The following is a 24,636-nucleotide window of genomic DNA, read 5'->3' on the forward strand; positions in this document are numbered from 1 at the left end:
GACACAGAGGAATAGCCATGGCCGATCAAGCCACTCCGAATCCCGACCGTTACTTCGTACCCGCGCCCAGCGCCTGGCCGTTCGCGCTCACGGTGGGCCTGGTCGCAATCGTCTGCGGCGTTTCCGGCTACCTGGAAGACAAGCACATCGGCCCGGTGCCGATCTATGCCGGCCTGGTGCTGGCGATCTCCATCATCTACGTCTGGCTGCGCGGCGTGGCACGCGAGAGCGAAGGCGGCTTCTACGGCGCCCAGGTCGATCGCACCTACCGCTGGAGCATGGCCTGGTTCATCTTCTCCGAGGTGATGTTCTTCGGCGCGTTCTTCGGTGCGCTGTACTACGCCCGTCACCTGTCGCTGCCCTGGCTGAGCGGTGAAGGCAGCAAGATCGAGACCAACCTGCAGCTGTGGCCGGGCTTCGAGAACGGCTGGCCGTCCAATGGTCCGGGCAAGCTCAACGGCGACTTCGACACCATCCCGGCGTTCGACGTGCCCTTCGTCAACACCCTGCTGCTGCTGACCTCGGGCGTGACGCTGACCATGGCGCACCATGCGCTCAAGGCCAGCAAGCGCACCACCACCATCCTGTGGATGTGGGCGACGGTGCTGCTGGGCTGCGCCTTCCTGTACCTGCAGGCCGAGGAGTACATGCACGCCTACGGCGAGCTGAACCTGAAGCTGGCCTCCGGCATCTACGGCTCGACCTTCTTCATGCTCACCGGCTTCCACGGCATGCACGTGACCCTGGGCACGATCATGCTGCTGGTCATCACGCTGCGCCTGATGAACGGCCACTTCAAGCCGGATTCGCACTTCGGCTTCGAAGGCGTGGCCTGGTACTGGCACTTCGTGGACGTGGTCTGGATCGGCCTGTTCATCGTGGTGTACTGGCTCTGATCCGGGCCGGCTAAAAGGAAAGGGCGGCCGAGAGGCCGCCTTTTTTTGCATGGGAGGCTTTACACCGAAATACTTGCCGCGGATGACGCGGATCGACGCGGATCAAGATCAATCGCTGGTACGGCGGCTGACGATCCACCCGACGGGTGAATCCGGGCAAGCAAGAATATTTTGTATATCCGCGTTTATCCGCGTCATCCGTGGCTAAATTGCTTTTTCCAGGGTTACCGCGAAGGCTCTTCGGTGGCCGTGGGCGCCGGGACGCTGAAGGCGCCGTGCGGCTTGATCCAGCCCATGGCATAGCTCAGCACCAGGAACAGGATCAGCGTCACCGACAGGGCCACGCGCAGCTTGAGGCTGTTGAGCATGCGGCGGCCATTGCTGGGGTCCTTCACCAGGAAGGTGCCGCCGGCGATCAGCGATCCGACGATGGCCAGCAACAGCAGGATGACGACGGTTTTGACGATCATGGGCAGTGAATCCGGAAGGGGTGGGGCAGGCGCGGCGGGAACGCCAGGGCGCTTTTGCCGGTCATCTTACCGATCCCGTCCCGCCGTCGCCCACCGCCCACCCGCGCCATGAAGTACCGCTTCCGTCCTCCCTGGTGGGCCTGGCTCGCGACGCTGGCGCTGTGCGCGCTGATGATCCGGCTGGGGCTGTGGCAGTACGACCGCGGCCAGGCCAAGGAGTCGCTGGCGCAGGCTTACCTGGAGGCCGCCGCTGCGCCGGCGTCCGCGCTCGACCCCGCCGAGCTGCCGCGCGCCGAGGCCATGCTCAAGCGCAGCCTGCAGGGCGAGTACGTCGGTGGGCGGCAGCTGCTGCTCGACAACCAGGGCCTCAAGCGCCGCCCCGGCTACCACGCCTGGACGCCGCTGCGTCTGGGCAGCGGAGTGCTGGTGATGGTCGATCGCGGCTGGCTGCCGGCCGACCCGGACCGCAGCCGCCTGCCGCTGCTGGAGGCGCCCCAGGGCGCGGTGGCGATCGAGGGCTTCTGGCGGCCGCTGCCGCAACCCGGCCTGCGCCTGGCGGCGGACAATTGCGCGTTGCAGCCGTTCCCGCGGGTGGTGCAGTACCCCACGGCGGCGGACCTGGCCTGTCTCTACCCGGGCGAGGCGGTGGCGCCGGGTTTGCTGCTGCTGAGCCCCGCGGCGGCGGGCGGCTACGAACGCGAATGGAACATCAGTGCCGAAGCGCCGCCGCAAAAGCACTACGGCTACGCCCTGCAGTGGTTCGCCTTCACGGCGACACTGCTGGTCCTCTTCATCAAGCTCAACCTCAAGCGTCGACCATGAATACCACCGAGCATCCCCCGGGCCGCGGCCGTCCCCAGTTCCTGCTGCTGGCGACGCTGTTCTTCGCGCCGCTGCTGCTGGCCGTCCTGCTGTACTTCGTGTTCCCGCAGTGGCAGCCGACGCACAAGACCAACTACGGCGAGCTGGTGAACCCGGCACGGCCGCTGCCGGAGCTGCAGCTGCTGGACCACGAGGGCAAGCCGCGCGACCTCTCGGCGCTGCGCGGCAAGTGGAGCTTCATCTACGTCGGCGGGCCGGAGTGCACGACGCTGTGCCTGCAGAAGCTCTACCAGATCCGGCAGATCCGCACCCTGCTCAACGAGAAGCGCCAGCGCGTGCAGCGGGTCTATCTGGCGCCGGGCCTGGCGCAGCTGCAGGCCGCCGAGGCGGAACTGAAGAAGGAGCACCCCGACCTGGTGTTCCTGGCCCCCAGCGGCCAGGGCGTGGACCTCGCCGGCTTCCTCGGTGCGAAGGAGCCGCAGGCGCTGTACCTGGTCGATCCGCACGGCAACTGGCTGATGGTGTATCCGGCGGCGGCGGAGTCGCCGGGGATCCTGAAGGACATCAAGAAGCTGTTGCGGCTGAGCCAGATCGGCTAAAGCACTGCAGTTCGTTCCCTCTCCCGCTGGCGGGAGAGGGTTAGGGTGAGGGTGGTGCAGTGGCGGTAACGCACATTGCAGCACTTTGAAGGCTCCACCCTCACCCCAGCCCTCTCCCGCCAGCGGGAGAGGGAGCAAGAAGCTAGGGCGAAATGCCCAGTCTTCGTCCACCAGTCGCGTACTGTAAAATCCGCCCCCCGAACCCGCCTTATCGGCACCATTCTGCCGAGCTACTACCCCACCCCATGTCCTGGTTCCGCCGCATCAACTTCCTCGCCCTCTGCCTGTGCTTCGGCGTCGTCGTGCTGGGCGCTTTCGTGCGCCTGTCCGATGCCGGCCTGGGCTGTCCGGACTGGCCGGGCTGCTACGGCCATCTCGGCGTGCCGCAGGAGGCGCATGACGTGGCCCGGGCGGAGCAGAACTTTCCGCAGCGTCCGGTGGAGGCCCACAAGGCCTGGAAGGAGATGATCCACCGCTACTTCGCCTCGACCCTGGGCCTGCTGATCGTGGCGCTGGCGGTGATGAGCGGGAAGCTGCGCCACCGGGGGGCGCCTCAGGTGCTGCCCCTGGTGCTGGCAGGCCTGGTGGTCTTCCAGGGGCTGCTGGGCATGTGGACGGTGACCAAGCTGCTCAAGCCCCTGATCGTGACCGCGCACCTGATCGGCGGCATGAGCACGCTGGCGCTGCTGGCCTGGATGTGGCTGGCCACGGGCCGCCGCGAAGAGGCTGCGACCGGCAAGCTCGCCGCGCACCGCTCCGAGCGCCAGCTGGCGATCGAGCTGCAGCGTGCTGCGGCCGTGGAGGGGCCGGCGCCGTTGCCCCTGCCGCCGGCCGGGCTGCGCCGCTATGCCCTGGTTGCCCTGCTGCTGGTGATCCTGCAGATCTTCCTGGGCGGCTGGACCAGCACCAACTACGCGGCGCTGGCCTGCCCGGACCTGCCGACCTGCCACGGCAAGTGGCTGCCGGAGCTGGATGTGCCCACGGCCTTCACGCTCTGGCACGGCCTGGGCATCGACTACGAACATGGCATCCTCGACGCCCGCGCCCGGGTGACGATCCACTTCTTCCATCGCGCCGGCGCGGTGGTGGTGACCGCGGCGCTGCTGCTGCTGGGCCTGTTCCTGTGGCGCCGCGGAGGGTTCCGGCTGTGGCGCGGCTACGGCGTGGCGGTGATCGGGGCGCTGGCGCTGCAGGTGTCGATCGGCCTGTCCATCGTCAAGCTGCAGCTGCCGCTGGGCCTGGCCACGGCGCACAATGCCGGCGCGGCGGTACTCCTGCTGACCCTGGTCAGCCTCAACTTCTTCGCCTGGAAAGCCAGCCGGTAGGCAAGCCATGTCCACGACGCTGGATTCCCCCCTGAGTGCGCGAGCGCGGCTCAACGAGTACTACGAGCTGACCAAGCCGCGCGTGGTCATGCTGATCGTGTTCACCGCGATCGTCGGCATGTTCCTGGCGGTGCCGGGCCTGCCGCCCTGGGGCGGTTTCGTCTGGGGCACGATCGGCATCGCCCTGCAGGCGGCCTCGGCGGCGGCGGTCAACCAGATCATCGACCGCAACATCGACGCGCGCATGGCCCGTACCTGCGGCAGGCCGCTGGTCACCGGCACGCTGACCATGACCGAGTCGATCGCCTTTGCCACGGTCCTGGGCATCGGCGGCTTCGTGATGCTGTGGTTCCTGGTCAACCCGCTGACCGCGGTGCTGACCCAGTTCACCCTGATCGGCTACGCCGGCGTCTACACCCTGTACCTGAAGCGCGCCACGCCGCAGAACATCGTGATCGGCGGTGCCGCCGGTGCCGCGCCGCCGGTGCTGGGCTGGGTGGCAGTGACCGGGGAGGTGCACCCGCACGCCCTGATCCTGTTCCTGATCATCTTCATCTGGACGCCGCCGCACTTCTGGGCCCTGGCGATCGAGCGGCACAAGGAATACGCCGCCGCCGACATCCCGATGCTGCCGGTGACCCACGGCCTGGAGTTCACCCGCACCCAGGTGCTGCTGTACACGATACTGCTGACCGCGGTGACGGTACTGCCCTTCGCGGTGAACATGTCCGGCTGGCTGTATCTGGCCGGCACCCTGGTCCTGGACGGCCTGTTCCTGTACTACGCCTTCAAGCTCAAGTACGCGCCGGTGCCGGGCCTGCCGATGAAGACCTTCGGCTATTCCATCGTCTACCTGATGGCTATTTTCACCCTGCTGCTGGTGGACCACTACCTGCGGCCCCTGGGTCTGTGACGAAAGTCCCAACTCGCTGACTCCTTGGGATTTATTGCACTTTTTGGGCGTTCGACAAGCGGCTTTCGACTGTTGTAGAGTCAAAATTCAGTCGCCATGAGCCTGTACGCAAGCGGTCTTCCGGCATTGGTTTTTCGCAACGATCCCGGGCAGTCCTCCGGTCACATGCTGATGGCGGGTGAAAACCCCCGCTTTCATCATTGATCGTTCAGAAGGAAACGCTACATGTCGAATGTCTCCAATGGCACCGTCAAATGGTTCAATGAGGCCAAGGGCTTTGGCTTCATCACTCCGGAAGGCGGCGGTGAAGATTTGTTTGCGCACTTCCGTGAAATCCAGGGCAGCGGCTTCAAGACCCTGAAGGAAGGACAGCGCGTCCAGTTCGAGGTGCGCCGCGGCCCCAAGGGCCTGCAGGCGGCGGCGATCAAGCCGCTCTGAATCCATTTGCCTCGAAGGCTCGTACGCCTCCTCAGCCGCGGCCCTGGCCGCGGCTGATTCTTTTGGGAAGGCCCGTTTTACGAAGCTTCCGGGCCCTTCGGGGTGAGGCCCGGTGGGTGTAGAGGTTTTATACTGTCGGCGGTGGACTTACGTCGTCCTCAGGGAATTTACCAATGGTGGCGATGGCCGCAGTTCGCTAGACTGCGACGCATCCTGGGAGAACCAGGGCCGCCTATCGGCACATTGCCAGCATTCTTGTAGGGAGATTCACACATGTTCGAGCGAATCCGTGGAGCCGGGACGGTCCTGGCCGGTTCCCTGGTCCTTCTGCTGGCCGCTTGCGGCGGCGGTGGCGGCGGTGGCAGCGATGACGGCAGCGGCGGCGGTGGTGGCGGCGGTAACGCCAAGACCTGCTCCGAGCAGTTCAATGCCGATGCGGCCGCGGCCAATCCGGATGCCTGCCAGCCGGCCTACAACACCCAGTGCGACGCGCTCGGCGCCCGCCCGCCGGTCAACGCCAGCGAGCCTTCGCCCTGCACCAAGGGCGGCACCGACGGCGGCGTGACCACCGAGAGCTTCACCGCGGCCGACACCAACTACACCGTCCTCAAGCCGGCCACCGGCGGCAAGAAGGGCATTTACGTGGGCCTGCACTGGCGCGGCGGCAACGGCGCGACCATGGCCAACAACATGCGCCTGGCCGAGCTGGCCAAGGCCCGCGACCTCACCGTCGTGGTGCCGGACTCCGCGCACAACATCATCGACCTGGTCTTCGGCGGCGCGCTGAAGGACTGGGACTATGACGGCGCCCCGGCCGCGATCGCCGCGGTGATCGCCGACGTCAAGGCGCGCAACGGCATCGGCAACAACGTGCCGGTCGTGCTGGCCGGCGTGTCCTCCGGCGCTGCCGGTGCGGCGCGCTTCTTCTGCGCCCTGGGCAACCAGCTCGACGGCCTGCTGATGGTGTCTGCCGGCGAGATCAGCGGCGAGTCGTCCACGGCCTGCCTGTCGGCCACCGCCTCTGCGGCCAAGGCTGCGACCTCGGTGCCGGTGACGATGATCCAGGGTGGCCGCGACCCGGCCTATGCCGACGCCCACGCCAACTTCGACCGCTTCAAGGTGATCAACGGCTGCAGCAACGTCAGGACCGTGACGCTGAACGAGCAGGTCGACATCGAAGTCAGCACCACCTGCACCTCGGACGACGGCATTGCCTTCGTCAACGTCAAGGACAGCGGCCACAACTGGCCGGGCATGGACCGCCCGATCCCGTCGAACCCGGTCACGGACTACATCCCCGCCGGCAGCAGCAGCGGCGCGATGAGCATCTTCGGCCGCGTGTCGTACTCCTTCGACGCGACGATCCAGGGCTACGACCTGGTGCGCTCGCTGGACTAAGCGTCAGGCAGCAAGCTTTCAAAGAAAACCGCGGCCTCGTGCCGCGGTTTTCTTTTGGGCGATGGGAAACAGGAAGACCGGGGCAGCGCGGGATGCAGTGCGCCGGCCACGCCCGGATGCATTTCGCAGGAGCCAAAGCACGTGGGAGCGGGCTTGCCCGCGATCTTTTGCGAGGGTTGCAAAGATCGCGGGCAAGCCCGCTCCCACGGAGGGACTGCGGGGTTTACGGCTTCAGCGCTTGGGCTTGAGCATGGTGCCGCTGCATTCCCCGGAGCCGCAGCGGCAGGCCCACAGGGCCTTCATCTTCGCGGTCTGGCGCACCGGCAGGCGGATGCCGTAGTCGTAGGTCAGCTCTTCGCCCGGTGCAACCGGGCGCAGCGTTTCGATCAGGATGCGATCCCTCCTCGGGTTGCCGTCGGCGCTCTGTTCCCACACGGCCTGGCAGTTCGGATCGCAGCTGTGGTTGAGCCAGCGTGCGTCGTTGCCCTCGACGCTGGCGTCGATGATGTAGCGCTCGTTGAGCGTGAACAGGAAGGTGTGGCCGGTATCGACGCCGCCTTCGAAGATGCGGTCGGCCTGGGCATGCGTCAGCAGGCGGCCCTGGTACTCGATCAGTTCCACTCCGGCGTCGAGCTTGCGGGCGGCGAAGACGCCATTGCCGTGGATGGGGGAGCGACGCGTGACGATTTTGCGTGACATGCGGATACGGTGGTGACCTGGACAGCGGAATTTTTCGCATGGAGCATGCCAGTGTGATGACAGGCCCTGCGGGGAGCGCATTGTGGGCAAGTCCCCGGCCCGCGTCACCTGGGGCCTGTTGACGCTACGGCAGTCGCTGCGACTGCCGTAGCGTCAACAGGCCCTGGAGCGTTCATGGGAGGTTCAGTCGGGCCTGACCATCCTGCCAGCGCCGGATGAAACGGCACGGCGCCCCTGAGAGGCGCCGCAACCCCCAATGACAGGAGTCACCCCGAAATGAAAGCACTCACTCGCACCCGCCTCATCCTTGCCGCCGGCGCCCTCGCGGCGCTGCCGGGCCTGGCCGCGGCACATAGCTACACCTACGTCGAAGGCGGCTTCCTCAACCGCGACTTCGGTGCGGACGACGAGTCCGGCTTCCGCATCGCCGGCTCCGGCGATATCCACCAGAATATCGCGCTGATCGGCGAGTACGCCGACACCGGCGACCTCGAGCAGATCAGCGCCGGCGGCCTGTTCCACACGCCGCTGAACAACACCCTGGATTTCACCGCGGGCGCGACCTACGAGCACATCGAGGTTGGCTCCTTCGACGACAACGGCTTCGGTCTGCGCACCGGTCTGCGCTGGCAGAACGCCGATGGCCGCCTCGAGCTGTCGCCCGAGATCCGCTATCTCGACATCGCCGACGATGACGACACCTCGCTGCGGGTGTCCGGCCTCTACGGCCTGACCCCCAAGGTCGACCTGGTGGCGGCGGTGCAGGCTGCCGGCGACGACGATCGCGTCGAGGCCGGCCTGCGCTACAACTTCGCGCCGCGCCGCGTCAGCGCCGCGCGCTGATCGCAGCCTGCGACAGACGGCGGCGCCCCTCGGGGCGCCGTTTTTTTGGCTCGGCGGCCCCACCCTGTTGTCGGCTATTGGCGGACAGGCCGGCGGGGCTATTCCCTAGCTTCAGGGCGGGGTGGCGGGCGTATGCTCGGCACCAGGAAGGGGGAAGGGCAGGGGGATGCCCATCCAATGGTGTCGACAAGGAGAGTCCTAATGAAACGCAGTTCGTTCATCGCTGTTCTGGCCCTGCTGGGCCTGGCGGGTGCCGCACAGGCCCAGCCCGCCGCAAGTCCCGCGCCGATCCGCGGCCTGGTCAGTCAGCTCATTCCCGATCAGTACATCGTCGAACTCGCGCCGGGCGAGGCCCGGGGCGGCGCGGTGCGCCAGGCCGCACTGGGCCTGGTCGGCAGCGTCGGCGGCGGCGAGCTGCTGCAGGTCTATGGCCATGCCCTCAACGGCTTCAGCGTGCGCCTGCCCGCGGTGGCGGCCGAGGCGCTGGCGCGCAATCCGCGCGTGCGGCGCATCGAGCAGGACCGCTCGATGTTCCTCAGCGAAACCCAGTTCAACCCGCCGTCCTATGGCCTGGACCGCATCGACCAGGTGGACCTGCCGCTGGACAACCAGTACAGCTACCCGGCCAGCGCCGGGCAGGGCGTGCATGTCTACGTGATCGACACCGGCCTCAATGCCACGCACGTGGACTTCGCCGGCGACCGCGTGCAGCCGGGCCGCAACTTCGCGCCCAATGGCAGCCAGGGGCTGTTGTGCACCCTGCTCGGCATCGGCTGCCCGCCGGTGGATCCGGCCAACACCACCGACTGCAACGGCCACGGTACCCACGTGTCCGGCACCTCGGTGGGCAGCAGCTTCGGCGTGGCCAAGCGCGCGCTGCTGCACCCGGTGCGGGTGTTCGGCTGCGGCAACAGCACCACGACCTCCGCGATCATCGCCGGTGTCGACTGGGTGACGGCCAACCGGCAGCTGCCGGCGGTGGTCAACATGTCGCTGGGCGGTGGGGCTTCGGAGCTGCTCGACACGGCGGTCAACAACCTGATCGATGCCGGTGTCACGGCGGTGGTTGCGGCCGGCAACGAGAATGCCAACGCCTGCAGCGGCTCGCCCAGCCGCGTACCGCGCGCGATCACGATCGGCGCCACCACCAACACCGATGCGCGTGCGTCCTACTCGAACTTCGGGACCTGCGTGGACCTGTTCGCGCCGGGCTCGAACATCGTCTCGGCCGCCTACAACAGCGCCACCGGCACCGCGACGCTCAGCGGGACCTCGATGGCCAGCCCGCATGTGGCCGGCGCGGCGGCGCGCTACCTGGCGGCCAACCCCGGCGCCAATGCGGCGGCGGTGGACGCGGCCCTGAAGGCTTCCGCCAGCAGCGGCAAGGTGGGCAACCCGGGCACGGGCTCGCCGAACCTGCTGCTGCGGCTCGATCCGGTCGCCTACTGACACTCTGTGGGGTTTGAAAAGGCGGGCCTTGTCGGGCCCGCCTTTTCCGTTTCGGTCAGGACCCTAGAAAATGCCGCAGGCCAGGCCTGCCGCCAGGGTCTGTCCCAGTTCGCGGCATTGCGCCAGCGCCGCCTCGTCGGGCTCGCCGCGGACGATCAGCGCTTCGGCCACGCGGGTCCAGCCGTAGCCGGTGGCGATGCGTTCCAATGCGCGCACCGCGCCCGTGCCGTCGTTGCCGGCGGACACGAACATGGCCCAGGGCAGGCCCACGGTCTTGCCCTCGGCGGGGTAGTAGGTGCGGTCGAGGAAGTCCTTCACCGCGCCGCTGAGGTAGCCGAAGTTCTCGGGCGTGCCGATCAGCAGGCCCTGCGCCCACAGCAGGTCGTCGAGGCCGGCGTCGAAGGCGCGCAGCACGCGCAACTCGACCTCGTCGGGGAACTCCGCCGCGCCTTCACGCACCGCTTCCATGAGCCGGGCCGTGTGGCCGCTCTGGCTGTGGTAGAGGAGCAGCAGCTGTTTCATTCCGCGACCAGGACCTGCGCGCCGCGCCACTGCGCGCCCGGTGCGAGCCGGATCGGCTGGAGCGTCGTGGCAGCCTCGACGCAGAGCATCTCGCGCCAGCCGTCGGGCGCCATGTCGGGGAGCGTCGAGGTGACGGCGGCGGCGGGGTTCCACACCACGGTGTCGGTGAAGCCCTCCTGGCGGATGCGCAGGCGCCGCTGCGGTTCCAGCAGCAGCAGTTCCGCCGGCGGGTCGAAGTAGATGCGATCGGTCCAGGGACCGAAGCCAAGCTCGTCCTGTGCCTCGACATGCTCGCTGCGGTTGCGCGCCGCGTCGAGGTAGCGCAGACCCTTCAGGCCCTGCAGCCTTGCCTGGCGGACGTCGGCGACCCGCAGGTAGGTATGCAGCGCGACGGTGAACTCGAAGGGCGTATCTCCGCTGTTGTGTACGCCCAGTTCCATGCGCAGCGTGTCGCCGCCGCAATGCAGCTCCAGTTCGAGCAGGAAGGCATGCGGCCACAGCGCGCGGCTCGCGGGGCTGTCGCGCAGCTGCAGGCGGATGCGCCCGTCGCCGGCGGACTGCGTCGGCTGCCAGTCCTGTACGCGCGCGAAGCCGTGCTTGGGCAGGGGGCCATGCGCCGCGAACTGCGGAAAGATCACCGGCACGCCGCCGCGGACGGCCGTCCCCGGGCGGAACACGGAGGCTGGGCTGAGGAACAGGCGGCTGTCGCGCTCACCCGCGGGAGTCCACGAGAGCAGGTGGCCGCCATAGGCCAGGGCTTCCAGCGTGGCGCCGCCGTTGCCCCGGGCCCGCAGGGGCGAGAAGGAATCGGTGGCGGGGTCTTGGCTCATCGGCGGCAGCTGCGGTCAGGAGGGTCAATCCAAGCATAGCCTGCCCGTGACAGAATCCGGCATTCCCCTGGAACGAGTGATTCCATGCCGCACGTCAGGGCCAACGGCCTGCAGATCTGCTACGAAACCTTCGGCAAGCCTTCGAACCCCGCGCTGCTGCTGATCATGGGCCTGGGCGCGCAGCTGGTGCACTGGCCCGATGCCTTCTGCGAGGCACTGGCGGCCGGCGGCTACCACGTGATCCGCTTCGACAACCGCGACATCGGCCTGTCGGAGAAGCTGGACCACCTGGGCAAGCCCGACCTGCTGCGCAGCGGCATGCTCTACAGCCTGCGCCTGCCGGTGAAGTCGCCGTATGTGCTCGACGACCTGGCCGAGGACACGGTCGCCCTGCTCGACGCGCTGAAGATCAAGACCGCGCACGTGGTGGGCCTGTCGATGGGCGGCATGGTCGCGCAGCTCATGGGTGCGAAGCATTCCTCGCGCGTGCGCAGCCTGACGCTGATCATGACCAGCAGCGGCAACCCCTGGCTGAAGAAGCCCTCGCTGCGCGTGCAGATGCGCATGATGTCCAAGCCCAAGGCGCGCGACCGCGAGAGCCTGCTGCAGTTCGGCATGGACACCTGGCGCATGATCGGCAGTCCCGGCTATCCCTCGCCCGAGCCCGAGCTGCGCGAGTACGTCGGCCGCGCGCTGGATCGCAGCATTCACCCGCAGGGCCTGGCGCGGCAGATGGTGGCGATCATGGCCTCGGGCAGCCGCGTGAAGCTGCTGGCGCGGGTCAAGGCACCGACACTGATCATCCACGGCCACGACGATCCGCTGGTGCCGGTGCCGGCCGCGCACGACCTCAAGAAGCACATCCCGCAGGCGCAGCTGGAGATCATCCACGGCATGGGCCATGACCTGCCGTCCTCGCTGCTGCCCAAGCTCGAGCACCTGATCCTGCATCACGCCAAGCATGCCGAGCGCGCGAACGGCCGCCGTGCCGGTACGCCGCCGGGGCGTGACGCGGCGCGCGCATGAATCCGGGCGGCGACAACCGTCGCCGCACAGTGATCGCGGTCGGCCTCGGCCAGCTGCTGGCCTGGGGCTCCAGCTACTACCTGCTGGCGACGCTGGCGCGGCCGATGGCCGCAGGCCTGGGGCTGGCGCCGGCAACGGTCTACCTGATGTTCTCGGCGTCGCTGCTGCTGGCGGCGGCGCTGGGGCCGGCGGTGGGTGGCCTGATCGACCGGCACGGCGGCCGCCGTGTGCTGCTGGCTTCCAACGCCGTGTTCGCGACGGCGCACCTGCTGATGGCGACGGCGCAGGGGCCGTTGCAGCTGGGCCTGGGCTGGCTGCTGCTGGGCGCGGCGATGCCCATGGGTCTGTATGACGCGGCGTTCTCGACGCTGGTCAGCCTCTACCGCGCCGATGCGCGCCGCTCCATCGTCGGCGTGACCCTGCTGGGCGGCTTTTCCAGCACGCTGAGCTGGCCGCTGACCGCGGCGCTGGAAGCGCACTACGGCTGGCGCGTGGCCTGCACCGTGTGGGCGCTGGCGCACCTGACGCTGGGCCTGGGCATCCACGGCTGGCTGGTGCCGCGGGTGGAGCGTCCCCTGGAGATGCATCGCGCCGGGTCCGATGCGCCCGCCGCGGGTCCGCCGGCGGTGACCATGTGGGTGCTGGCCGGCGCCTTCACCTGTTCCGGCCTGGTGTTCGCCGGCATGGCGACGCAGCTGCCGCGCATCCTGGAAAAAGTGGGCTGCACGCCGGCGGCCGCGGTGGCGGCGGCCTCGCTGTTCGGTGTCTCGCAGGTGGCGGGCCGGCTGGCCGAGGCCGGTTATCTCAACCGCCTGCACCCGCTGCTGGCGGCGCGGATATCGATGAGCATGCATCCGCTGGGCGTGCTGCTGATCACGTTGTTCGGCGCACCCTTCGCCGCGGTATTCACGATACTGCATGGCATCGGCACCGGACTGATGACCATCATCAAGGGTACGCTGCCGCTGGCGCTGTTCGGCCCGGCCGGCTTCGGCCGCCGCGCCGGCTGGCTGGAGGCGCCCTCGCGCGTCGCCCAGGCGGCGGCGCCACTGGCGTTCGGCATCGGGGTGGACAGGCTCGGCGGCCATGTGCTGTGGATCTCCGCCGGCATAGGCTTGACCGGATTGAGTGGATTGCTGTGGCTGCGGCGCAACGCGTCCGGGGCACGAACCTGAGGAGTCGAGCATGACCAAGAAGAAAAATCCCCTGGCCGAGGCGCTGCTGGAAGCGCATGTGCAGTTCACGCTGGAGCAGCTCGAGGGCGAGGAGCTCAAGAGCGTGGTGGCAGAACTGCTCGATGAGGGCCTGGCCGATGCCGCCAAGCTCAAGCTCTCCGAGGCGGTGACGCGCAAGCAGATCAAGGACACCGCGCACACCTACGCGGCCAACCTGGAACTGGGCAGCGGCATTCCCGAACTGGTCGGCGAGATCGCGCGCGCCATCCACGCCCACCCGGCGCTGGACAGCACGCGCCTGGGCGACCTGATGAGCGACCGCCAGTTCGAGGAGTTCACCGACCTGGTGCTGGAGCAGAAGTCGGCGCGCGAGGCGATCGTGCGCGGCGTGGTGGCCAGCCCGCTGTACGGCCGCATCGCCTCGGAACTGCTGCTCAGCGGTATCCGCGGCTACCTGTCGCAGAGCACGCTGGGCGAGAACATCCCGGGCGCGCGCTCGATGATGAAGCTGGGCAAGGCGGTGCTGAGCCGCGCCGCCGCCGCCTCGGGTCTCGACGATACCGTGGAAGAGGGCCTGCGCCGCTACATCGCCAAGAGCGTCGGCAGCGCCTCGCAGCGTGCGGTGGAGATGCTGCTCGACCAGGAAGGCGACGAAATCCTGCGCGACGCCGCGCTGCGCGCCTGGAAGGAACTGAAGAACCTGAAGCTGGGCGAACTGCGTCGCCACATCGACGATCGCACGCTGGAGGAGTTCTTCGTCGCCGGCTTCGAGTACTGGCGCGAGCTGCGCAAGGCGCCGATCTACACCCAGCTGATCGACGCCGGCATCGACGCCTTCTTCGAGCGCTACGGCAAGGTCAGCCTCAAGGCCCTGCTGGACGACCTGGGCATTGGCCGCGACCTGATGCTGGCCGAGGCCATGCGCCACGCGCCGCACGTGATCCAGGCGCTGAAGAAAAAGAAGCTGCTGGAGCCGACCGTGCGGCGGCTGCTGCAGCGCTTCTACGACTCGGGGGCGTTCGAGAAGGCGCTGGCGGGGCAGGGCGGCTGATCGGAGCACAACGGAGCAGGAGCGGCTGTTATTGATCGTCTCGTAATTAATGTCCTATTAGTCTCAACGGCAAAGGACTGTGCTCGATGAAGGATCGAAGCAGATCCTGACGATGCTGGAGCCTGCGAGCGTGGTGTCGTGCGTTGAGGGTCAGCGTCTCCAGATCGTGGCATGCGAGATTGGCCAGGGGGTTGGTTTTCAGCCAGGCCCAGATGTACTCCACGGGATTGAGTTCCGGGGCGTAGGCCGGCAGGAATTCGGTCTGCAGATTCGGGGACTGATCCAGGAATCGCCGCACGCTGCGGGCACGGTGGGTCTGGGAACGGTCCCACACCATCACCAGGCGCCCATGTTGCACATGCAGATCGCGGAGAAAGTTGCGGACCGCGATACCGTCGATGCTGGTGTCGGGATAGAGCCGGAAGTGGAGCGTTACCTGCCGGCGCGAGGGCGAGATGCACAGGGCGGCAATCACGGACACCTTGCTGTGATGCCGGCCCCGCTGCTGCAGCACCGGAGTCTGGCCGCGCAGGCTCCAGCTGCGGCGCACCAGCGGGGCCATCAGGATGCCCGACTCGTCCAGGAAGCCCAGCCAGGCCTTCAGGCGTCCGGCGTTTTTTTTACCCGCCGCCAGTCGCTGCGTACCCACTGCTGAATCGCTTCTTCATCCCGCTCCACCGCACGCCGTGTCGGCTTTTGCGGAGAAAACCCCAGGCCATGCAGCAACCGTGCAACATGGTGGACGTGGTATTCCACTCCAAACCGCTGCTGGATTAGCTCGGCGACCCGGGGGCAGGTCCACAGGTCCGTGGCAAACCCCGAAGCTTGCGCGCCCTTGAGCAGCAGCCGGGTCAACTGCCGCCGCGCACGCTCATCCAGTGCCGGTGGTCTGCCCGACGCTGGCTGCGCCGCGATGCCGGCCGCACCCCGTCGCTGCACCGCCGCCTTCCATCGCCGTACGCTGCGCCGGTCCACGCCCAACTGCTGCGCGACTTCTACCGGCATCAATCCTTGCGACAGCAACTCCAGCGCTCGGCGCCGGCGTCGCTCCAACTCCTCGGGGCTGCCTGAAGGTCTCATGGCGGATTACCTCCTGCCATGAGAGTAGGACATTACTTATGAGTTAATCAATAGCCGCGAGCGCTGGTTGCCATGCGCACCCTTGCTCGCGGCTAACAGCCGCTCCTACGAAAAGAAGCTTGCTACCGCAGCGGCGACTGCTGCGGATACGCCTCGCCCGGATTCACCTGCGGCAGCGCCGAGCATTCCAGCGCGCCGATCAGCACGTCCTGCTGCTTCAGATCCTGCTGCGGTGCCTGGCTGATCGCCGGCGGTGCCGAAGGGTTGCCGTAGGGCTTGACGCCGTCCTGCAGGCCGCGCGGGGTGTAGTTGCAGACCCAGACCTCGGCGGTTTCGCAGCGCGCGCGGCCGCAGCCCACTTCCTCGGTCGTGCCCCAGATGATCTGCAGGTACTGGCCGCACTGCGTGCCGCCGGCGTTGCGGCACTGCATGTTGTTGTGGTCGTAGTCGCGGCCTTCCTCGTTCCAGCGCGAGACCACCTGCGCCGGGGTGCGGCGGAAGCCCTGGTAGGGCTGCCCGGCACTGGCGCGCAGCACGTTCTCGCCGTACTTCTCGCGCCGTGCCATGTCGGGGTTGTAGCGCGCGCTGCAGTTCTCGCGGGCCAGCTGGTCGGCCCAGCCCTGCGCCTGCGCCGCGGCCGCGGCCGACCAGCGCAGCGGCGGCTGTCCCACCGCACCGCGGATGCCGTTGTGGGCGCCGAGCATGCCCTCGAAGCCGGGCGGTTCGCCCTGGGCCAGGAGCGCTCCGGGCAGGCAGCCGAGGGCCAGCAGCAGGGCGGGAATCAGGCGGTTCTTCATGAGGTCACCTTAGCGCTACGGGTTGCCGATGGCCAGCCGCTCAGCGGCCGGCAAAGGAGTCGGCCAGGAAGTCGCGCATCATCGCGAAAGCGCGTCGGGCGGACTTGGCGTCGTACATCGCCTTGCCCGGCTGGTTGGCGTCGGGGTCGGTGAAGGAATGCACCGCGCCGCCGAAGCGCACCATCTGCCAGTCGGCCTTGGCGGTGCGCATCTCGTCGAGGAAGGCGTTGATCTGCGCCACCGGCACGTAGGGGTCGGAGTCGCCGTGCAGCACCAGGATGCGCGTCTTCGGCGGCTGGCTCGGCGCGGGTGCGTCGAGCGAGGGATTGCCGTGGAAGGACACCACCGCGTCCAGTTCCTCGCCGGTGCGTGCCAGTTCCAGCACCGTGGAGCCGCCGAAGCAGAAGCCGATGGCGGCAATGCGCTCGGCATTGGCCGGCAGCTTGAGCCGCTTCACCGCAGCCTGCGCCTGTTCCTTGGCGGCCTTGACGCGGGTGCGCAGCAGCAGGCGGTTGCCGTAGAGCTGGCCCACCAGCTTGCCGGCCGCGTCCGGGTTGGCGGGCTGCTGGTCGCGGCCGTACATGTCGGCCAGGAACACCACGTAGTCGCGCCCGGCGATCTGGCGCGCCTGCCGGCGGTTGGCCTCGGAAGTGCCCATCCAGTTCGGCACCATCAGCACCACGGGCCGCTTTTTCGGGCCGGCGCTGTCGTAGTAGATGTAGCCGCGGTAGGGCTGGTCACCGACGCTGTAGTCGACGGTCTTCTCGATGCCCTTGGCCTGCGCGCCGCAGGCGGCGCAGAGCGCGCAGGCGGCGAGCCAGCGCAGGATGCGGTTGCGGGTTTTCATGGGCGCCTCCTTGCGTCAGCCGGTCGCCTCAGGGGCGGCCGATGAAGTCCTGCTTGCCCAGTTCGACCCCGTTGTGGCGCAGGATGTTGTAGGCCGTGGTGGCGTGGAAATAGGCGTTGGGCAGCACGAAGCCCTGCAGGTACTGCAGGCCGGTGAAATTCATCTCGCCGCGCGGCGACTTGAGCTGGATCGGCTTGTCCTCGCTGCCGTCGATCTGCCCGGGCTTGAAGCCCTGCAGGAAGGCGACGGTCTTGTCGATGCGCGCGATCAGGTCGTCGAAGCTGGTCTCGCTGTCCTCGTAGCGCGGCACGTCCACGCCGGCCAGGCGCGCGGCGCAGCCCTTGACCATGTCGGTGGCGATCTGGACCTGGCGCACCAGCGGGAACATGTCGGGGTAGAGGCGGAAGCCGATCAGCGCGGCCGGCTCCAGTTTGCGCGACTCGACATGGGCGGCGGCCTTTTCGAGGATGCCGCGGAGGTTGCCGAGCAGGCGGACGAAGGCCGGCACGGAGGCCGTGTACATGGTCAGGCTCATGGAATACCTCGCAGGATCATAGGGTTCGGATGCCGGATTCTAAGCCTTAGTGGCGCCGCCGGGTTGAACTGCGATCCGGCACCCCGCCGCGAATTGCAGGTTCAGATTCGGTTAAGACCATTGCGCTAGCTTCAGAGCCGTCACCACCGCGATCAGAGGTCGCACGAACATGAAACGCACCATCCTGGGTTTTCTCGCTCTTGTCGCCGCCGCCGCGGTCACCCCTTCCTATGCCGGTAGTGATCGCGCGGTCGGCGCGGTCATCGGTGGTGTTGCCGGCGGCGCCATCGGCAACCAGGTCGGCGGCCAGGACGGCGCCGTGGTCGGTGCGGTACTGGGCGCCGTGCTCGGCGTAGCCGTTGCCGACGACCATGATCGCCGTCCGGACTACCGCTACTCGTCCTACCGCGAGGACTACTACGCCCCGCCGCCGCGGGTGGAGCACCGCTACTACCGTGAACCGCCGCGGGTGGTCTACCACCAGTATCGCGAGCCGGTGCGCCACGTCTACTACCGTGACCGCGGCTACCGCCACGACTACCGTCATGACCGTCGCGACTACCGCAACGATCACCGCGGCAACGGCCGCTGGGATCGCAACGACCGCCACGACCGCGACGACCGTCGCGATCATCGCGGCCGCCACTGAAGGCGCTCGGCAGACCGGAAAAGGCGGGCTTCGGCCCGCCTTTTCTTTTATGCTCGCCGCATGGACGAAGACCGCCTGATCGAGCTGGAAATCCGCTTCGCGCACCAGGAGGAAACCCTGCGCGTGCTCAATGACCTGGTCATCGCGCAGCAGGAACGTATCGCCCGCCTGGAACAGATCTGCCGGCAGCTGGCGGAGCGGGCGGCCGGGCTGGGGGACGGGCTGCTCAAGGCAACGGTCCAGGACGAGGTTCCGCCGCACTACTGAGGCGATGCCCCGGGCCTGCGCGCCGTGGCTTGAATCCCCCGGGTTCCGGCCCTACCTTGGAGCGGTAGGCGGCCGTCCGGCCGCGAAGCCGGGAAGACCCCATGATCAGCTCACTGTTCGGCGGCAGCAGCCTGCGCATCAGCCCCAAGGACTTTCCGGCCGCCACGATCGACACGCCGCTGGCGGCGGCCCCCGGCCGCGCGCTGGCGGTGCTGGCCGGCGGCTGCTTCTGGTGCGTGGAGGCGGTGTACCGCGAACTCGACGGCGTGCTGTCGGTGGTGTCCGGTTATTCCGGCGGCAGCGCCGAGACCGCCGACTACAAGAGCGTCTGCAGCGGCCGCACCGAGCACGCCGAGGTGATCCAGGTGGAATACGATCCCTCGCGCCTGACGTTCGGCGCGTTGCTGAAGATCTTCTTCGCGGTGGCGCACGATCCGACGCAGCTCAACCGCCAGGGCAACGACGTGGGTCCGCAGTACCGCTCGGCGATCTTCCATGCCGACGAGGAACAGAAGCGGGTGGCCGAAGCCTACATCCGCCAGCTCGACGCGGCCGGCGCCTACTCCTCGAAGATCGTCACGCGGCTGGAGCCGCTGCAGGATTTCTTCGAGGCCGAGGCCTATCACCAGAACTACGCCGCGCTGAACCCGGGCCAGGGCTACATCCAGGCCGTGGCGCAGCCCAAGGTGGACAAGCTGCGCCAGTACTTCGGCGAGCAGCTCAAGGGCTAGCATTCCGCTGACGTTCATCGGAGGCCTGGTCCGGAGTTTCCGTTCCGGCGCCGTTCAGGCTGCGATTGCGATGCTGGTTTCGTGATTTCCAGGAAGGAGAACGAACATGCAACGCAAGGAAGACATCCTCAGCCGCCTCGACGAGCTGCTCACCGCCGAACTGCCGGACCTGTCCAGCGACTTCGATTTCGATGACGACCTGCTGCGGGGTCTCGGCGAGCGCAGCGGCGGATTCGACGACCTGACGCCGGCGACCCTGCTGCGCGAACACGGCAGCCGCTGGGCCACGCGTGCGGGCGAGGACGATGTCGGCCTCGACGATCCCGATGCCTTCGCGCTCAGCGAGGCCTGGGAAATGGAAAGGCCGCGGCACCGCCTGCACTAGGCGATTTGCACGGCGCCCTATGGCCACCGTGCAGGCCCCGGGAAGGCCGGCCGTGGCGGCGCCGGTTGTGGGCGCTGATGGACGCGCTATGGCAGACCCTGCTTGAGGCAGCGCGTCCACTGCACCAGCGCGGCGAGCTGCTTGCGGATCATCTCTCGGGTCTTCTCGTCCTTCAGTTCGCCGTCGGCGCCGAAGGCGTCCGCGGCCGGGCCGATCATCACCTCCGGCTTGTTCAGCGGATGCATGTCGAGGAACACGAAGACCTGTCGCAGGTGGTACTGCGCGCGTGCGGTGCCGAGCTTGCCGGCAGAGGCTCCCAGGATCGCCACCGGCTTGCCGCTCCAGGCGCTGTCGCCGTAGGGGCGCGAGGCCCAGTCGATGGCATTCTTCAGTACGCCGGGAATCGAATAGTTGTACTCGGGCGTGGCGATCAGGATCGCATCGGCCTGGCGGATCTGCCGCTTGAACTCGGTGACCGCCGCGGGCGGGGTTTTTTCCTCGTCCTCGCTGAAGGGCGGAATGGGAGCCAGGTCGAACAGCTCCAGGCTCGCCTCCTGCGGCAGCAGCTGCTGCGCCGCGCGCAGGGCCGCGCGGTTGTAGGATTTCTGGCGCAGACTGCCGGCGAAACCGAGAATCTTGACGTTGGACATGGCGGCTCCCTTGAAGTGGATTTGGACCAGACGAACGGTACGGCCTGGCGGAACTATCCGCCGCGCCCACAGGGTCTCACAATCATTGAGACCAGGGATGTCCGGAGGAATTTCGTCATGAAGACCGTCAGCATCGTCAGTGTGGGACTGGTGTTCGTCGCAGCGGCTGCGACGTCGCAGCAAACGGCGCATGGCCAGGGCCGTATCGGTGGCGTGGCCCCGGCGGACTCCGCCACCGCGAACCCGTCCCGGGCTCCGGCTGCCAGCGATCCTCTCGCGATACCCGTACCGCCGCCGGTGGTGCAGCCCGCCCCCGGTGCCGGCCAGATCAACCGGATCCCTTCCGGCCGCAGCTCGAGTTCGATCAGCACCCCCTCGGCGGGGGTGGGTACGTCTGGCGGGGCTGTCGGGGTTGGCGGCGCGAGCTTTCTCGACCTCGACATCAACGGCGACGGGCGTCTCATGCGCGGCGAATTGCGCGACCCCCTGCTGGTCTCGAACTTCCGGCAACTGGACATGAACAACGACGGCGCGCTGTCGGCACAGGAGTACGGGCGTTTCGGCACCGAGCCATTCCTGCCGCGTTAAGCGTCCGCTCAGCCGTGCTGCGCTAGGGTGATCGGGTGCCTCGACGGCCTGTTGCCGCCGGGGCATTTCGATCCCGAAACCAGGAGATACACATGAAAAGGAACTTCATCGTCGGCCTCGGCCTGACCCTCGCCGCCGGTGCGGCCTTCGCGGCCGACAGCGGCGTCCTCCCCTCGGCGGCCCCGTCCGCTGCCCCGTCCGCCAGGATCGGTGCGACCGTCGACGCCAGCGCCGACACGGCAACCGGCGCCGCGGCCAGCGTGGGCGCCGATTTCGGCAAGCTCGACGCCAATGCCGACGGCAAGCTGACCCGTGCCGAACTCAAGGGCAACTCGGAAATGACGGCGCGCTTCAAGGCGCTTGACAAGAACAAGGACGGCAAGCTGTCGTCCGACGAGTATGCCGCCCGCAATGCCGATACCGGCGGCTCGGGCCTGGACAAGCCGATCAACTAAGGCTTGCACCGCTGCAAGAAAACGGGCCGCGAAAGCGGCCCGTTTTCCGTTTCGGCGCCTGTCAGTGCTTGTCCGCGTGCGGCGCCTCGGACTGGCCGGCGCGCTTGAACGGCCATATCAGTTGCGCCCACCAGCCTTCCGGCAGGCGATAGCCGAGCACGCCGTAAGTGGTCGGCCAGCGGTCCCTGGGCAGGTACTTGGTGCCGAACAGCGCGTCGATCCAGGGGAAGTGCAGGGCGAAGTTCTTGTCCAGCGCCTCCTGCTCGGAGCTGTGATGCCAGTGATGGAAGCGCGGCAGTGCGACGACGTGTTCCAGGAAGCCGAAGCGTCCGCCGACGTTGGTGTGCAGGAACACGGCGTGGAACGACACGAAGGCGAGGTAGGCATATACCGCAGGCTGCGCGAAACCGAGCAGGAACAGCGGCATGAAGGTGGTGCTGCGCACGATCACGATGTCGAGCAGGTGCAGGCGCGAGCCGGCGATCCAGTCCATGTGGTCCACCGAGTGATGCACCGCATGAAAGCGCCACATCCAGGTGGTGTGGAAGCTGCGGTGGATCGCGTACTCGGCGAGGTCGGCCACGACCAGCACCTCGATGAACTGCAGCCACAGCGGTTGCAGCTGGACCAGCTTCTGCAGCTGTTCGATGCTGGGAAACGAGGCGAAGACCACCGTGGCCGGCAGCAGCGTGAGATAGGTGATCAGCTGCACCAGCAGGTGGCTGACGAAGAAGTGCTGCATGTCGGTGACCCAGCCGCGGCGGAACACGCTCTGGTCGCGGTGGTGGGGGAACATGCGCTCCATCGGCACGAACACCAGGGTCAGCACCAGCAGGGTCAGGATGAACCAGTCCAGGCCGAGGTAGAAATGCCGATCGGTGCTGCTGTACTTGCCCAGCGGCACGTCGGAGCCGCCCAGGGCCACCGCGGTCAGCGCCAGCAGGATGCCGGTGACGGCCAGTACCTTCTTGCGCCGCAGCATGGCGCTGAGGAAGGCCAGGAAGAACGACAGGCCGATCGACAGCTCCAGGATCGCGCGCATCAGCGGGATCGGATACTTGCCGCGCATCTCAGCGAACACCAGGTACTCGGGCCAGCGGAAGCACAGCACCGCGAAGATCGACAGCGCACCGAGAAAGACCGACAGCGTGCCGCTGATCCAGCCCGATCCGAATCCCGCCGGCTCATCGCTGGCGAAAGTCCTGGTGACCCACTGCTCCATCGACATTGTCTTCCCTCCCTGTCCCGGCGCCGATGTTACGGCGATGTGACAGGAAGGGCGAGGACGGCCGTCACAGCGTCACGGGTCGGGAACGAAGCCGGCCGGGAAGGGTTCGGGACGGTGCCGGGGCCGCGGGTGGTGTTCGCGCGGGATCACGCCCTGGGCGACGAGGTTGCGACGGGAGTCGTACCAGATGCTGATCACTTCCGCGGGCCGGCTGGAAGCGCGCTCGAAGGACGTCAGCTCCGCGCCCGACCACTGGCTGGCACCGTGGCCGGTGCCCAGGCGCGGTGCCGGTGCGCTGCGCGCCTTGGCCTCCGGTGCGGCGGCGCCGGCGCCTGAGCCGGCCTGGGACTCGAGACGGTCGGCCGAGGGGGCCTCCATTTCGCGCCGCTCGAACCAGGCCGGTTCGCGCCGCTGCTCTTCGAACAGCGCCACGCCGATCACGCCGACGTCGTCGGGGCGGCCGGTGCGCGCGGCGTAGGAGTCCGGCAGGGTGGTGAAGTAGAAACGCGCGACGCGGTCCATGCTCTTGCGCCAGCCGTCGACGCGCAATTCGTCCCAGGCGGGTAGCACGTAGCCACCCTGGGCGGTCGAGGCGGTCTGGCCGCTGAGGACATTGACGCCATCGACGCTGGTGACCGCCAGCAGGCGCTCGCCCTGGCGGCTGCGCAGGTGGATTTCGTACTCGTGGCCGGGTTCGCCGGCGACGTAGTTGCGGCCGCGGTGGCGGTACAGCGGCAGGTAGCGGCCATCGCTGCGGTCGTAGACCTGCAGTTCGGCGCGGGAGCCGGCGGTGGCGTCGTGGGGCGAATCATGGGCCGGGGCTGCCAGCGGCAGCAGGGCGGCGATCAACAGCAGGGCGGGTTTGAACATGCTCAGGCTCGTTTGGGGGACCTGGGGATGTAAACGGCTGCAGCCCTGAAACGGGGTTAATCGTCGGTGGAGCGCCGCAATGTCTTGACCCTGGCGCGCCGCGTCTTGCCCTCCAGGCGCTGCTGGCGCTGGGCGCGGCTGGGCTTGGTGGCCTTGCGCGCCTTGGGCACGGTGGCGGCGCGGCGGATCAGCGCGGCCAGTCGCTCCAGCGCGGCCTCGCGATTCTGCTCCAGGCTGCGGTGCTCCTGGGCCTTGATCACGATCACGCCCTCGCGCGTCAGCTGCTGGCCGCCGGACTGCAGCAGGCGTGCCTTGCAGTCCTCCGGCAGGGAGGACGCGGCGATGTCGAAACGCAGCTGGGCGGCGTTGGAGGTCTTGTTGATGTTCTGGCCGCCGGCACCCTGGGCGCGGATCGCGGTGAGGCGGATTTCGTCCAGGGCAATGGACAGGCGGGGGTTGATGGTCAGCAGGCTCACCGGTGAAGTCTGCGCAGCCGCGCGCGCAGCCGCAACTCGACGGCGTCCCGATAGCAGGGCGCCCGGCAGGCCCTTGCCGGACTCTCCCTGCCGGAGTTCTCGCCGCTGCCGCTTGAGCCCGGCCAGCGTCATGCACCGTTTCAGTGCAAACCTGATCCGGGGCCGTCAAAATGCTGAAGAACCCGGTCTGAGCCCTTGCTTTCTGGGCATTTTTCCCGGTTTTGCTATCGACAAACCTTTCTGATCCCGGTAAGGTCGGCTCCGCAGTCGCTTCAAGTATGTAAGCAGCATGGTGGTTTCCGTTGTCAGAAACGGCTCCGTAACACCCCGGCTACGTTCCTTGATCGTTTGCACCCTGCGGGCGGGATGGCCCGATTTTCTTCAACGTTTTAAGGAATGTATCAATGAGCAACGTTTCCACCGGCACCGTCAAGTGGTTCAATGAAGCCAAGGGCTTCGGCTTCATCACCCCGGAAGGCGGCGGCGAAGACCTCTTCGCGCACTTCAAGGAAATCCAGGGTTCGGGCTTCCGCACCCTGACCGAAGGCCAGCGCGTCGAGTTCAAGGCGCAGCGCGGTCCGAAGGGCATGCAGGCGACGCAGATTCGCCCGCTCTAAGCCTC

The 24,636-nt window shown here is 67.7% G+C and carries 32 protein-coding genes; 19 read left to right on the forward strand and 13 right to left on the reverse strand.

The window, feature by feature from the left end; all coding sequences use genetic code 11:
- The first annotated feature begins 17 nt into the window (after positions 1-17).
- Positions 18-896, forward strand: coding sequence for a cytochrome c oxidase subunit 3 (locus D0B54_RS02935; RefSeq protein ID WP_117289009.1), 879 nt, complete (start codon positions 18-20; stop codon positions 894-896).
- Positions 897-1,120: 224 nt separating this feature from the next.
- Here the strand turns inward: D0B54_RS02935 and D0B54_RS02940 are convergent, their stop codons facing one another.
- Positions 1,121-1,366 (reverse strand): twin transmembrane helix small protein, encoded by a 246-nt coding sequence (locus tag D0B54_RS02940; protein ID WP_117289011.1) that lies wholly within the window; start codon positions 1,364-1,366, stop codon positions 1,121-1,123.
- 108 nt (positions 1,367-1,474) lie between these two features.
- Here D0B54_RS02940 and D0B54_RS02945 point away from each other — a divergent pair, with 108 nt between their 5' ends.
- The 6 genes from D0B54_RS02945 (at position 1,475) to D0B54_RS02970 (ending at position 6,861) form a co-directional block, all read left to right on the forward strand.
- Positions 1,475-2,188: an SURF1 family protein gene (locus tag D0B54_RS02945; protein WP_117289013.1), complete on the forward strand. Its 714-nt coding sequence runs from the start codon at positions 1,475-1,477 to the stop codon at positions 2,186-2,188.
- Positions 2,185-2,787, forward strand: coding sequence for an SCO family protein (locus D0B54_RS02950; RefSeq protein ID WP_162932156.1), 603 nt, complete (start codon positions 2,185-2,187; stop codon positions 2,785-2,787). Before D0B54_RS02945 ends, D0B54_RS02950 begins: the two co-directional genes overlap by 4 nt.
- A gap of 245 nt (positions 2,788-3,032) precedes the next feature.
- Positions 3,033-4,112: a COX15/CtaA family protein gene (locus tag D0B54_RS02955; protein ID WP_117289017.1), complete on the forward strand. Its 1,080-nt coding sequence runs from the start codon at positions 3,033-3,035 to the stop codon at positions 4,110-4,112.
- 7 nt (positions 4,113-4,119) lie between these two features.
- Complete coding sequence (gene cyoE / locus D0B54_RS02960; RefSeq protein ID WP_117289019.1) at positions 4,120-5,025, forward strand: heme o synthase; 906 nt, start codon at positions 4,120-4,122, stop codon at positions 5,023-5,025.
- 225 nt (positions 5,026-5,250) lie between these two features.
- The gene (locus D0B54_RS02965) at positions 5,251-5,463 is read left to right on the forward strand and encodes a cold-shock protein (RefSeq protein ID WP_117289021.1); all 213 of its coding nucleotides are present in this window, start codon (positions 5,251-5,253) and stop codon (positions 5,461-5,463) included.
- A gap of 273 nt (positions 5,464-5,736) precedes the next feature.
- Positions 5,737-6,861: a hypothetical protein gene (locus D0B54_RS02970; RefSeq protein WP_117289023.1), complete on the forward strand. Its 1,125-nt coding sequence runs from the start codon at positions 5,737-5,739 to the stop codon at positions 6,859-6,861.
- 231 nt (positions 6,862-7,092) lie between these two features.
- On the opposite strand, the gene D0B54_RS02975 is transcribed toward D0B54_RS02970, so the two are convergent.
- Positions 7,093-7,560 (reverse strand): SET domain-containing protein, encoded by a 468-nt coding sequence (locus tag D0B54_RS02975; protein WP_117289025.1) that lies wholly within the window; start codon positions 7,558-7,560, stop codon positions 7,093-7,095.
- A 276-nt stretch (positions 7,561-7,836) separates the two neighbouring features.
- On the opposite strand from D0B54_RS02975, the gene D0B54_RS02980 reads away from it, so the two are divergent.
- Complete coding sequence (locus tag D0B54_RS02980; protein ID WP_117289027.1) at positions 7,837-8,403, forward strand: hypothetical protein; 567 nt, start codon at positions 7,837-7,839, stop codon at positions 8,401-8,403.
- A gap of 201 nt (positions 8,404-8,604) precedes the next feature.
- A complete protein-coding gene (locus D0B54_RS02985) occupies positions 8,605-9,852 on the forward strand; it encodes a S8 family peptidase (RefSeq protein WP_117289029.1) in 1,248 nt (415 codons plus the stop codon).
- A gap of 63 nt (positions 9,853-9,915) precedes the next feature.
- On the opposite strand, the gene D0B54_RS02990 is transcribed toward D0B54_RS02985, so the two are convergent.
- Together D0B54_RS02990 and D0B54_RS02995 are read right to left on the reverse strand one after the other, a co-directional pair.
- On the reverse strand, positions 9,916-10,374 hold the full coding sequence (locus D0B54_RS02990; RefSeq protein ID WP_117289031.1) for a flavodoxin family protein: 459 nt from the start codon (positions 10,372-10,374) through the stop codon (positions 9,916-9,918).
- Positions 10,371-11,204 carry a D-hexose-6-phosphate mutarotase gene (locus D0B54_RS02995; RefSeq protein ID WP_117289033.1) on the reverse strand — a complete coding sequence of 278 codons (834 nt, stop codon included), beginning with the start codon at positions 11,202-11,204 and terminating at the stop codon, positions 10,371-10,373. The genes D0B54_RS02990 and D0B54_RS02995 overlap by 4 nt, the downstream gene beginning before the upstream one ends.
- Before the next feature lie 84 nt (positions 11,205-11,288).
- On the opposite strand from D0B54_RS02995, the gene D0B54_RS03000 reads away from it, so the two are divergent.
- From D0B54_RS03000 to D0B54_RS03010, 3 genes are read left to right on the forward strand one after another with little or no spacing between them, the layout of a single operon-like run.
- Positions 11,289-12,230 (forward strand): alpha/beta fold hydrolase, encoded by a 942-nt coding sequence (locus tag D0B54_RS03000; protein WP_117289035.1) that lies wholly within the window; start codon positions 11,289-11,291, stop codon positions 12,228-12,230.
- Positions 12,227-13,405 carry an MFS transporter gene (locus D0B54_RS03005; protein ID WP_117289037.1) on the forward strand — a complete coding sequence of 393 codons (1,179 nt, stop codon included), beginning with the start codon at positions 12,227-12,229 and terminating at the stop codon, positions 13,403-13,405. The genes D0B54_RS03000 and D0B54_RS03005 overlap by 4 nt, the downstream gene beginning before the upstream one ends.
- Before the next feature lie 10 nt (positions 13,406-13,415).
- Positions 13,416-14,456, forward strand: coding sequence for a hypothetical protein (locus D0B54_RS03010; protein WP_117289039.1), 1,041 nt, complete (start codon positions 13,416-13,418; stop codon positions 14,454-14,456).
- Between the two features lie 46 nt (positions 14,457-14,502).
- On the opposite strand, the gene D0B54_RS03015 is transcribed toward D0B54_RS03010, so the two are convergent.
- From D0B54_RS03015 to D0B54_RS03035, 5 genes are all read right to left on the reverse strand, one after another.
- A complete protein-coding gene (locus tag D0B54_RS03015; RefSeq protein ID WP_162932157.1) occupies positions 14,503-15,105 on the reverse strand; it encodes a transposase in 603 nt (200 codons plus the stop codon).
- Positions 15,057-15,536, reverse strand: coding sequence for an IS630 family transposase (locus tag D0B54_RS03020; RefSeq protein ID WP_117289044.1), 480 nt, complete (start codon positions 15,534-15,536; stop codon positions 15,057-15,059). The genes D0B54_RS03015 and D0B54_RS03020 overlap by 49 nt, the downstream gene beginning before the upstream one ends.
- 122 nt (positions 15,537-15,658) lie before the next feature.
- Positions 15,659-16,333, reverse strand: a complete 675-nt coding sequence (locus tag D0B54_RS03025; protein ID WP_117289046.1) for a CAP domain-containing protein — start codon at positions 16,331-16,333, stop codon at positions 15,659-15,661.
- Between the two features lie 40 nt (positions 16,334-16,373).
- The gene (locus D0B54_RS03030) at positions 16,374-17,180 is read right to left on the reverse strand and encodes a dienelactone hydrolase family protein (protein WP_117289048.1); all 807 of its coding nucleotides are present in this window, start codon (positions 17,178-17,180) and stop codon (positions 16,374-16,376) included.
- Between the two features lie 28 nt (positions 17,181-17,208).
- Positions 17,209-17,715, reverse strand: a complete 507-nt coding sequence (locus tag D0B54_RS03035; RefSeq protein WP_117289050.1) for a DUF1993 domain-containing protein — start codon at positions 17,713-17,715, stop codon at positions 17,209-17,211.
- 169 nt (positions 17,716-17,884) lie between these two features.
- Between D0B54_RS03035 and D0B54_RS03040 the strand changes: the two genes are divergently transcribed.
- The 4 genes from D0B54_RS03040 (at position 17,885) to D0B54_RS03055 (ending at position 19,747) form a co-directional block, all read left to right on the forward strand.
- Positions 17,885-18,364, forward strand: a complete 480-nt coding sequence (locus D0B54_RS03040) for a glycine zipper 2TM domain-containing protein (RefSeq protein ID WP_117289052.1) — start codon at positions 17,885-17,887, stop codon at positions 18,362-18,364.
- A 60-nt stretch (positions 18,365-18,424) separates the two neighbouring features.
- Positions 18,425-18,631 (forward strand): SlyX family protein, encoded by a 207-nt coding sequence (locus D0B54_RS03045; RefSeq protein WP_117289054.1) that lies wholly within the window; start codon positions 18,425-18,427, stop codon positions 18,629-18,631.
- Positions 18,632-18,732: 101 nt separating this feature from the next.
- The gene (gene msrA, locus D0B54_RS03050) at positions 18,733-19,362 is read left to right on the forward strand and encodes a peptide-methionine (S)-S-oxide reductase MsrA (RefSeq protein WP_117289056.1); all 630 of its coding nucleotides are present in this window, start codon (positions 18,733-18,735) and stop codon (positions 19,360-19,362) included.
- A 106-nt stretch (positions 19,363-19,468) separates the two neighbouring features.
- Positions 19,469-19,747, forward strand: a complete 279-nt coding sequence (locus tag D0B54_RS03055) for a hypothetical protein (protein ID WP_117289058.1) — start codon at positions 19,469-19,471, stop codon at positions 19,745-19,747.
- A gap of 86 nt (positions 19,748-19,833) precedes the next feature.
- Here D0B54_RS03055 and D0B54_RS03060 read toward each other — a convergent pair whose 3' ends face one another.
- A complete protein-coding gene (locus tag D0B54_RS03060; protein WP_117289060.1) occupies positions 19,834-20,397 on the reverse strand; it encodes an NADPH-dependent FMN reductase in 564 nt (187 codons plus the stop codon).
- Between the two features lie 117 nt (positions 20,398-20,514).
- Here D0B54_RS03060 and D0B54_RS03065 point away from each other — a divergent pair, with 117 nt between their 5' ends.
- Complete coding sequence (locus D0B54_RS03065) at positions 20,515-20,985, forward strand: EF-hand domain-containing protein (protein WP_117289062.1); 471 nt, start codon at positions 20,515-20,517, stop codon at positions 20,983-20,985.
- 92 nt (positions 20,986-21,077) lie between these two features.
- Complete coding sequence (locus D0B54_RS03070) at positions 21,078-21,440, forward strand: hypothetical protein (RefSeq protein ID WP_117289064.1); 363 nt, start codon at positions 21,078-21,080, stop codon at positions 21,438-21,440.
- A gap of 61 nt (positions 21,441-21,501) precedes the next feature.
- On the opposite strand, the gene D0B54_RS03075 is transcribed toward D0B54_RS03070, so the two are convergent.
- From D0B54_RS03075 to arfB, 3 genes are all read right to left on the reverse strand, one after another.
- Positions 21,502-22,668 (reverse strand): sterol desaturase family protein, encoded by a 1,167-nt coding sequence (locus tag D0B54_RS03075; protein WP_117289066.1) that lies wholly within the window; start codon positions 22,666-22,668, stop codon positions 21,502-21,504.
- 72 nt (positions 22,669-22,740) lie between these two features.
- A complete protein-coding gene (locus D0B54_RS03080) occupies positions 22,741-23,538 on the reverse strand; it encodes a hypothetical protein (RefSeq protein WP_117289068.1) in 798 nt (265 codons plus the stop codon).
- A 56-nt stretch (positions 23,539-23,594) separates the two neighbouring features.
- Positions 23,595-24,008: an alternative ribosome rescue aminoacyl-tRNA hydrolase ArfB gene (gene arfB, locus D0B54_RS03085; RefSeq protein ID WP_301331510.1), complete on the reverse strand. Its 414-nt coding sequence runs from the start codon at positions 24,006-24,008 to the stop codon at positions 23,595-23,597.
- A gap of 410 nt (positions 24,009-24,418) precedes the next feature.
- Here arfB and D0B54_RS03090 point away from each other — a divergent pair, with 410 nt between their 5' ends.
- Complete coding sequence (locus tag D0B54_RS03090; RefSeq protein WP_104232085.1) at positions 24,419-24,631, forward strand: cold-shock protein; 213 nt, start codon at positions 24,419-24,421, stop codon at positions 24,629-24,631.
- Positions 24,632-24,636 lie beyond the last annotated feature (5 nt).

Origin of the sequence: Solimonas sp. K1W22B-7 (assembly GCF_003428335.1) — a bacterium.
GTDB lineage: Bacteria > Pseudomonadota > Gammaproteobacteria > Nevskiales > Nevskiaceae > Solimonas_A.

What these genes read in the sequence shown, in the direction of transcription:
- D0B54_RS02935 (WP_117289009.1), top strand. Translation starts at nt 18, where the DNA reads ATGGCCGATCAAGCCACTCCGAATCCCGACCGTTACTTCGTACCCGCG.
- D0B54_RS02940 (WP_117289011.1), bottom strand. Translation starts at nt 1,366, where the DNA reads ATGATCGTCAAAACCGTCGTCATCCTGCTGTTGCTGGCCATCGTCGGA.
- D0B54_RS02945 (WP_117289013.1), top strand. Translation starts at nt 1,475, where the DNA reads ATGAAGTACCGCTTCCGTCCTCCCTGGTGGGCCTGGCTCGCGACGCTG.
- D0B54_RS02950 (WP_162932156.1), top strand. Translation starts at nt 2,185, where the DNA reads ATGAATACCACCGAGCATCCCCCGGGCCGCGGCCGTCCCCAGTTCCTG.
- D0B54_RS02955 (WP_117289017.1), top strand. Translation starts at nt 3,033, where the DNA reads ATGTCCTGGTTCCGCCGCATCAACTTCCTCGCCCTCTGCCTGTGCTTC.
- cyoE (WP_117289019.1), top strand. Translation starts at nt 4,120, where the DNA reads ATGTCCACGACGCTGGATTCCCCCCTGAGTGCGCGAGCGCGGCTCAAC.
- D0B54_RS02965 (WP_117289021.1), top strand. Translation starts at nt 5,251, where the DNA reads ATGTCGAATGTCTCCAATGGCACCGTCAAATGGTTCAATGAGGCCAAG.
- D0B54_RS02970 (WP_117289023.1), top strand. Translation starts at nt 5,737, where the DNA reads ATGTTCGAGCGAATCCGTGGAGCCGGGACGGTCCTGGCCGGTTCCCTG.
- D0B54_RS02975 (WP_117289025.1), bottom strand. Translation starts at nt 7,560, where the DNA reads ATGTCACGCAAAATCGTCACGCGTCGCTCCCCCATCCACGGCAATGGC.
- D0B54_RS02980 (WP_117289027.1), top strand. Translation starts at nt 7,837, where the DNA reads ATGAAAGCACTCACTCGCACCCGCCTCATCCTTGCCGCCGGCGCCCTC.
- D0B54_RS02985 (WP_117289029.1), top strand. Translation starts at nt 8,605, where the DNA reads ATGAAACGCAGTTCGTTCATCGCTGTTCTGGCCCTGCTGGGCCTGGCG.
- D0B54_RS02990 (WP_117289031.1), bottom strand. Translation starts at nt 10,374, where the DNA reads ATGAAACAGCTGCTGCTCCTCTACCACAGCCAGAGCGGCCACACGGCC.
- D0B54_RS02995 (WP_117289033.1), bottom strand. Translation starts at nt 11,204, where the DNA reads ATGAGCCAAGACCCCGCCACCGATTCCTTCTCGCCCCTGCGGGCCCGG.
- D0B54_RS03000 (WP_117289035.1), top strand. Translation starts at nt 11,289, where the DNA reads ATGCCGCACGTCAGGGCCAACGGCCTGCAGATCTGCTACGAAACCTTC.
- D0B54_RS03005 (WP_117289037.1), top strand. Translation starts at nt 12,227, where the DNA reads ATGAATCCGGGCGGCGACAACCGTCGCCGCACAGTGATCGCGGTCGGC.
- D0B54_RS03010 (WP_117289039.1), top strand. Translation starts at nt 13,416, where the DNA reads ATGACCAAGAAGAAAAATCCCCTGGCCGAGGCGCTGCTGGAAGCGCAT.
- D0B54_RS03020 (WP_117289044.1), bottom strand. Translation starts at nt 15,536, where the DNA reads ATGAGACCTTCAGGCAGCCCCGAGGAGTTGGAGCGACGCCGGCGCCGA.
- D0B54_RS03025 (WP_117289046.1), bottom strand. Translation starts at nt 16,333, where the DNA reads ATGAAGAACCGCCTGATTCCCGCCCTGCTGCTGGCCCTCGGCTGCCTG.
- D0B54_RS03030 (WP_117289048.1), bottom strand. Translation starts at nt 17,180, where the DNA reads ATGAAAACCCGCAACCGCATCCTGCGCTGGCTCGCCGCCTGCGCGCTC.
- D0B54_RS03035 (WP_117289050.1), bottom strand. Translation starts at nt 17,715, where the DNA reads ATGAGCCTGACCATGTACACGGCCTCCGTGCCGGCCTTCGTCCGCCTG.
- D0B54_RS03040 (WP_117289052.1), top strand. Translation starts at nt 17,885, where the DNA reads ATGAAACGCACCATCCTGGGTTTTCTCGCTCTTGTCGCCGCCGCCGCG.
- D0B54_RS03045 (WP_117289054.1), top strand. Translation starts at nt 18,425, where the DNA reads ATGGACGAAGACCGCCTGATCGAGCTGGAAATCCGCTTCGCGCACCAG.
- msrA (WP_117289056.1), top strand. Translation starts at nt 18,733, where the DNA reads ATGATCAGCTCACTGTTCGGCGGCAGCAGCCTGCGCATCAGCCCCAAG.
- D0B54_RS03055 (WP_117289058.1), top strand. Translation starts at nt 19,469, where the DNA reads ATGCAACGCAAGGAAGACATCCTCAGCCGCCTCGACGAGCTGCTCACC.
- D0B54_RS03060 (WP_117289060.1), bottom strand. Translation starts at nt 20,397, where the DNA reads ATGTCCAACGTCAAGATTCTCGGTTTCGCCGGCAGTCTGCGCCAGAAA.
- D0B54_RS03065 (WP_117289062.1), top strand. Translation starts at nt 20,515, where the DNA reads ATGAAGACCGTCAGCATCGTCAGTGTGGGACTGGTGTTCGTCGCAGCG.
- D0B54_RS03070 (WP_117289064.1), top strand. Translation starts at nt 21,078, where the DNA reads ATGAAAAGGAACTTCATCGTCGGCCTCGGCCTGACCCTCGCCGCCGGT.
- D0B54_RS03075 (WP_117289066.1), bottom strand. Translation starts at nt 22,668, where the DNA reads ATGTCGATGGAGCAGTGGGTCACCAGGACTTTCGCCAGCGATGAGCCG.
- D0B54_RS03080 (WP_117289068.1), bottom strand. Translation starts at nt 23,538, where the DNA reads ATGTTCAAACCCGCCCTGCTGTTGATCGCCGCCCTGCTGCCGCTGGCA.
- D0B54_RS03090 (WP_104232085.1), top strand. Translation starts at nt 24,419, where the DNA reads ATGAGCAACGTTTCCACCGGCACCGTCAAGTGGTTCAATGAAGCCAAG.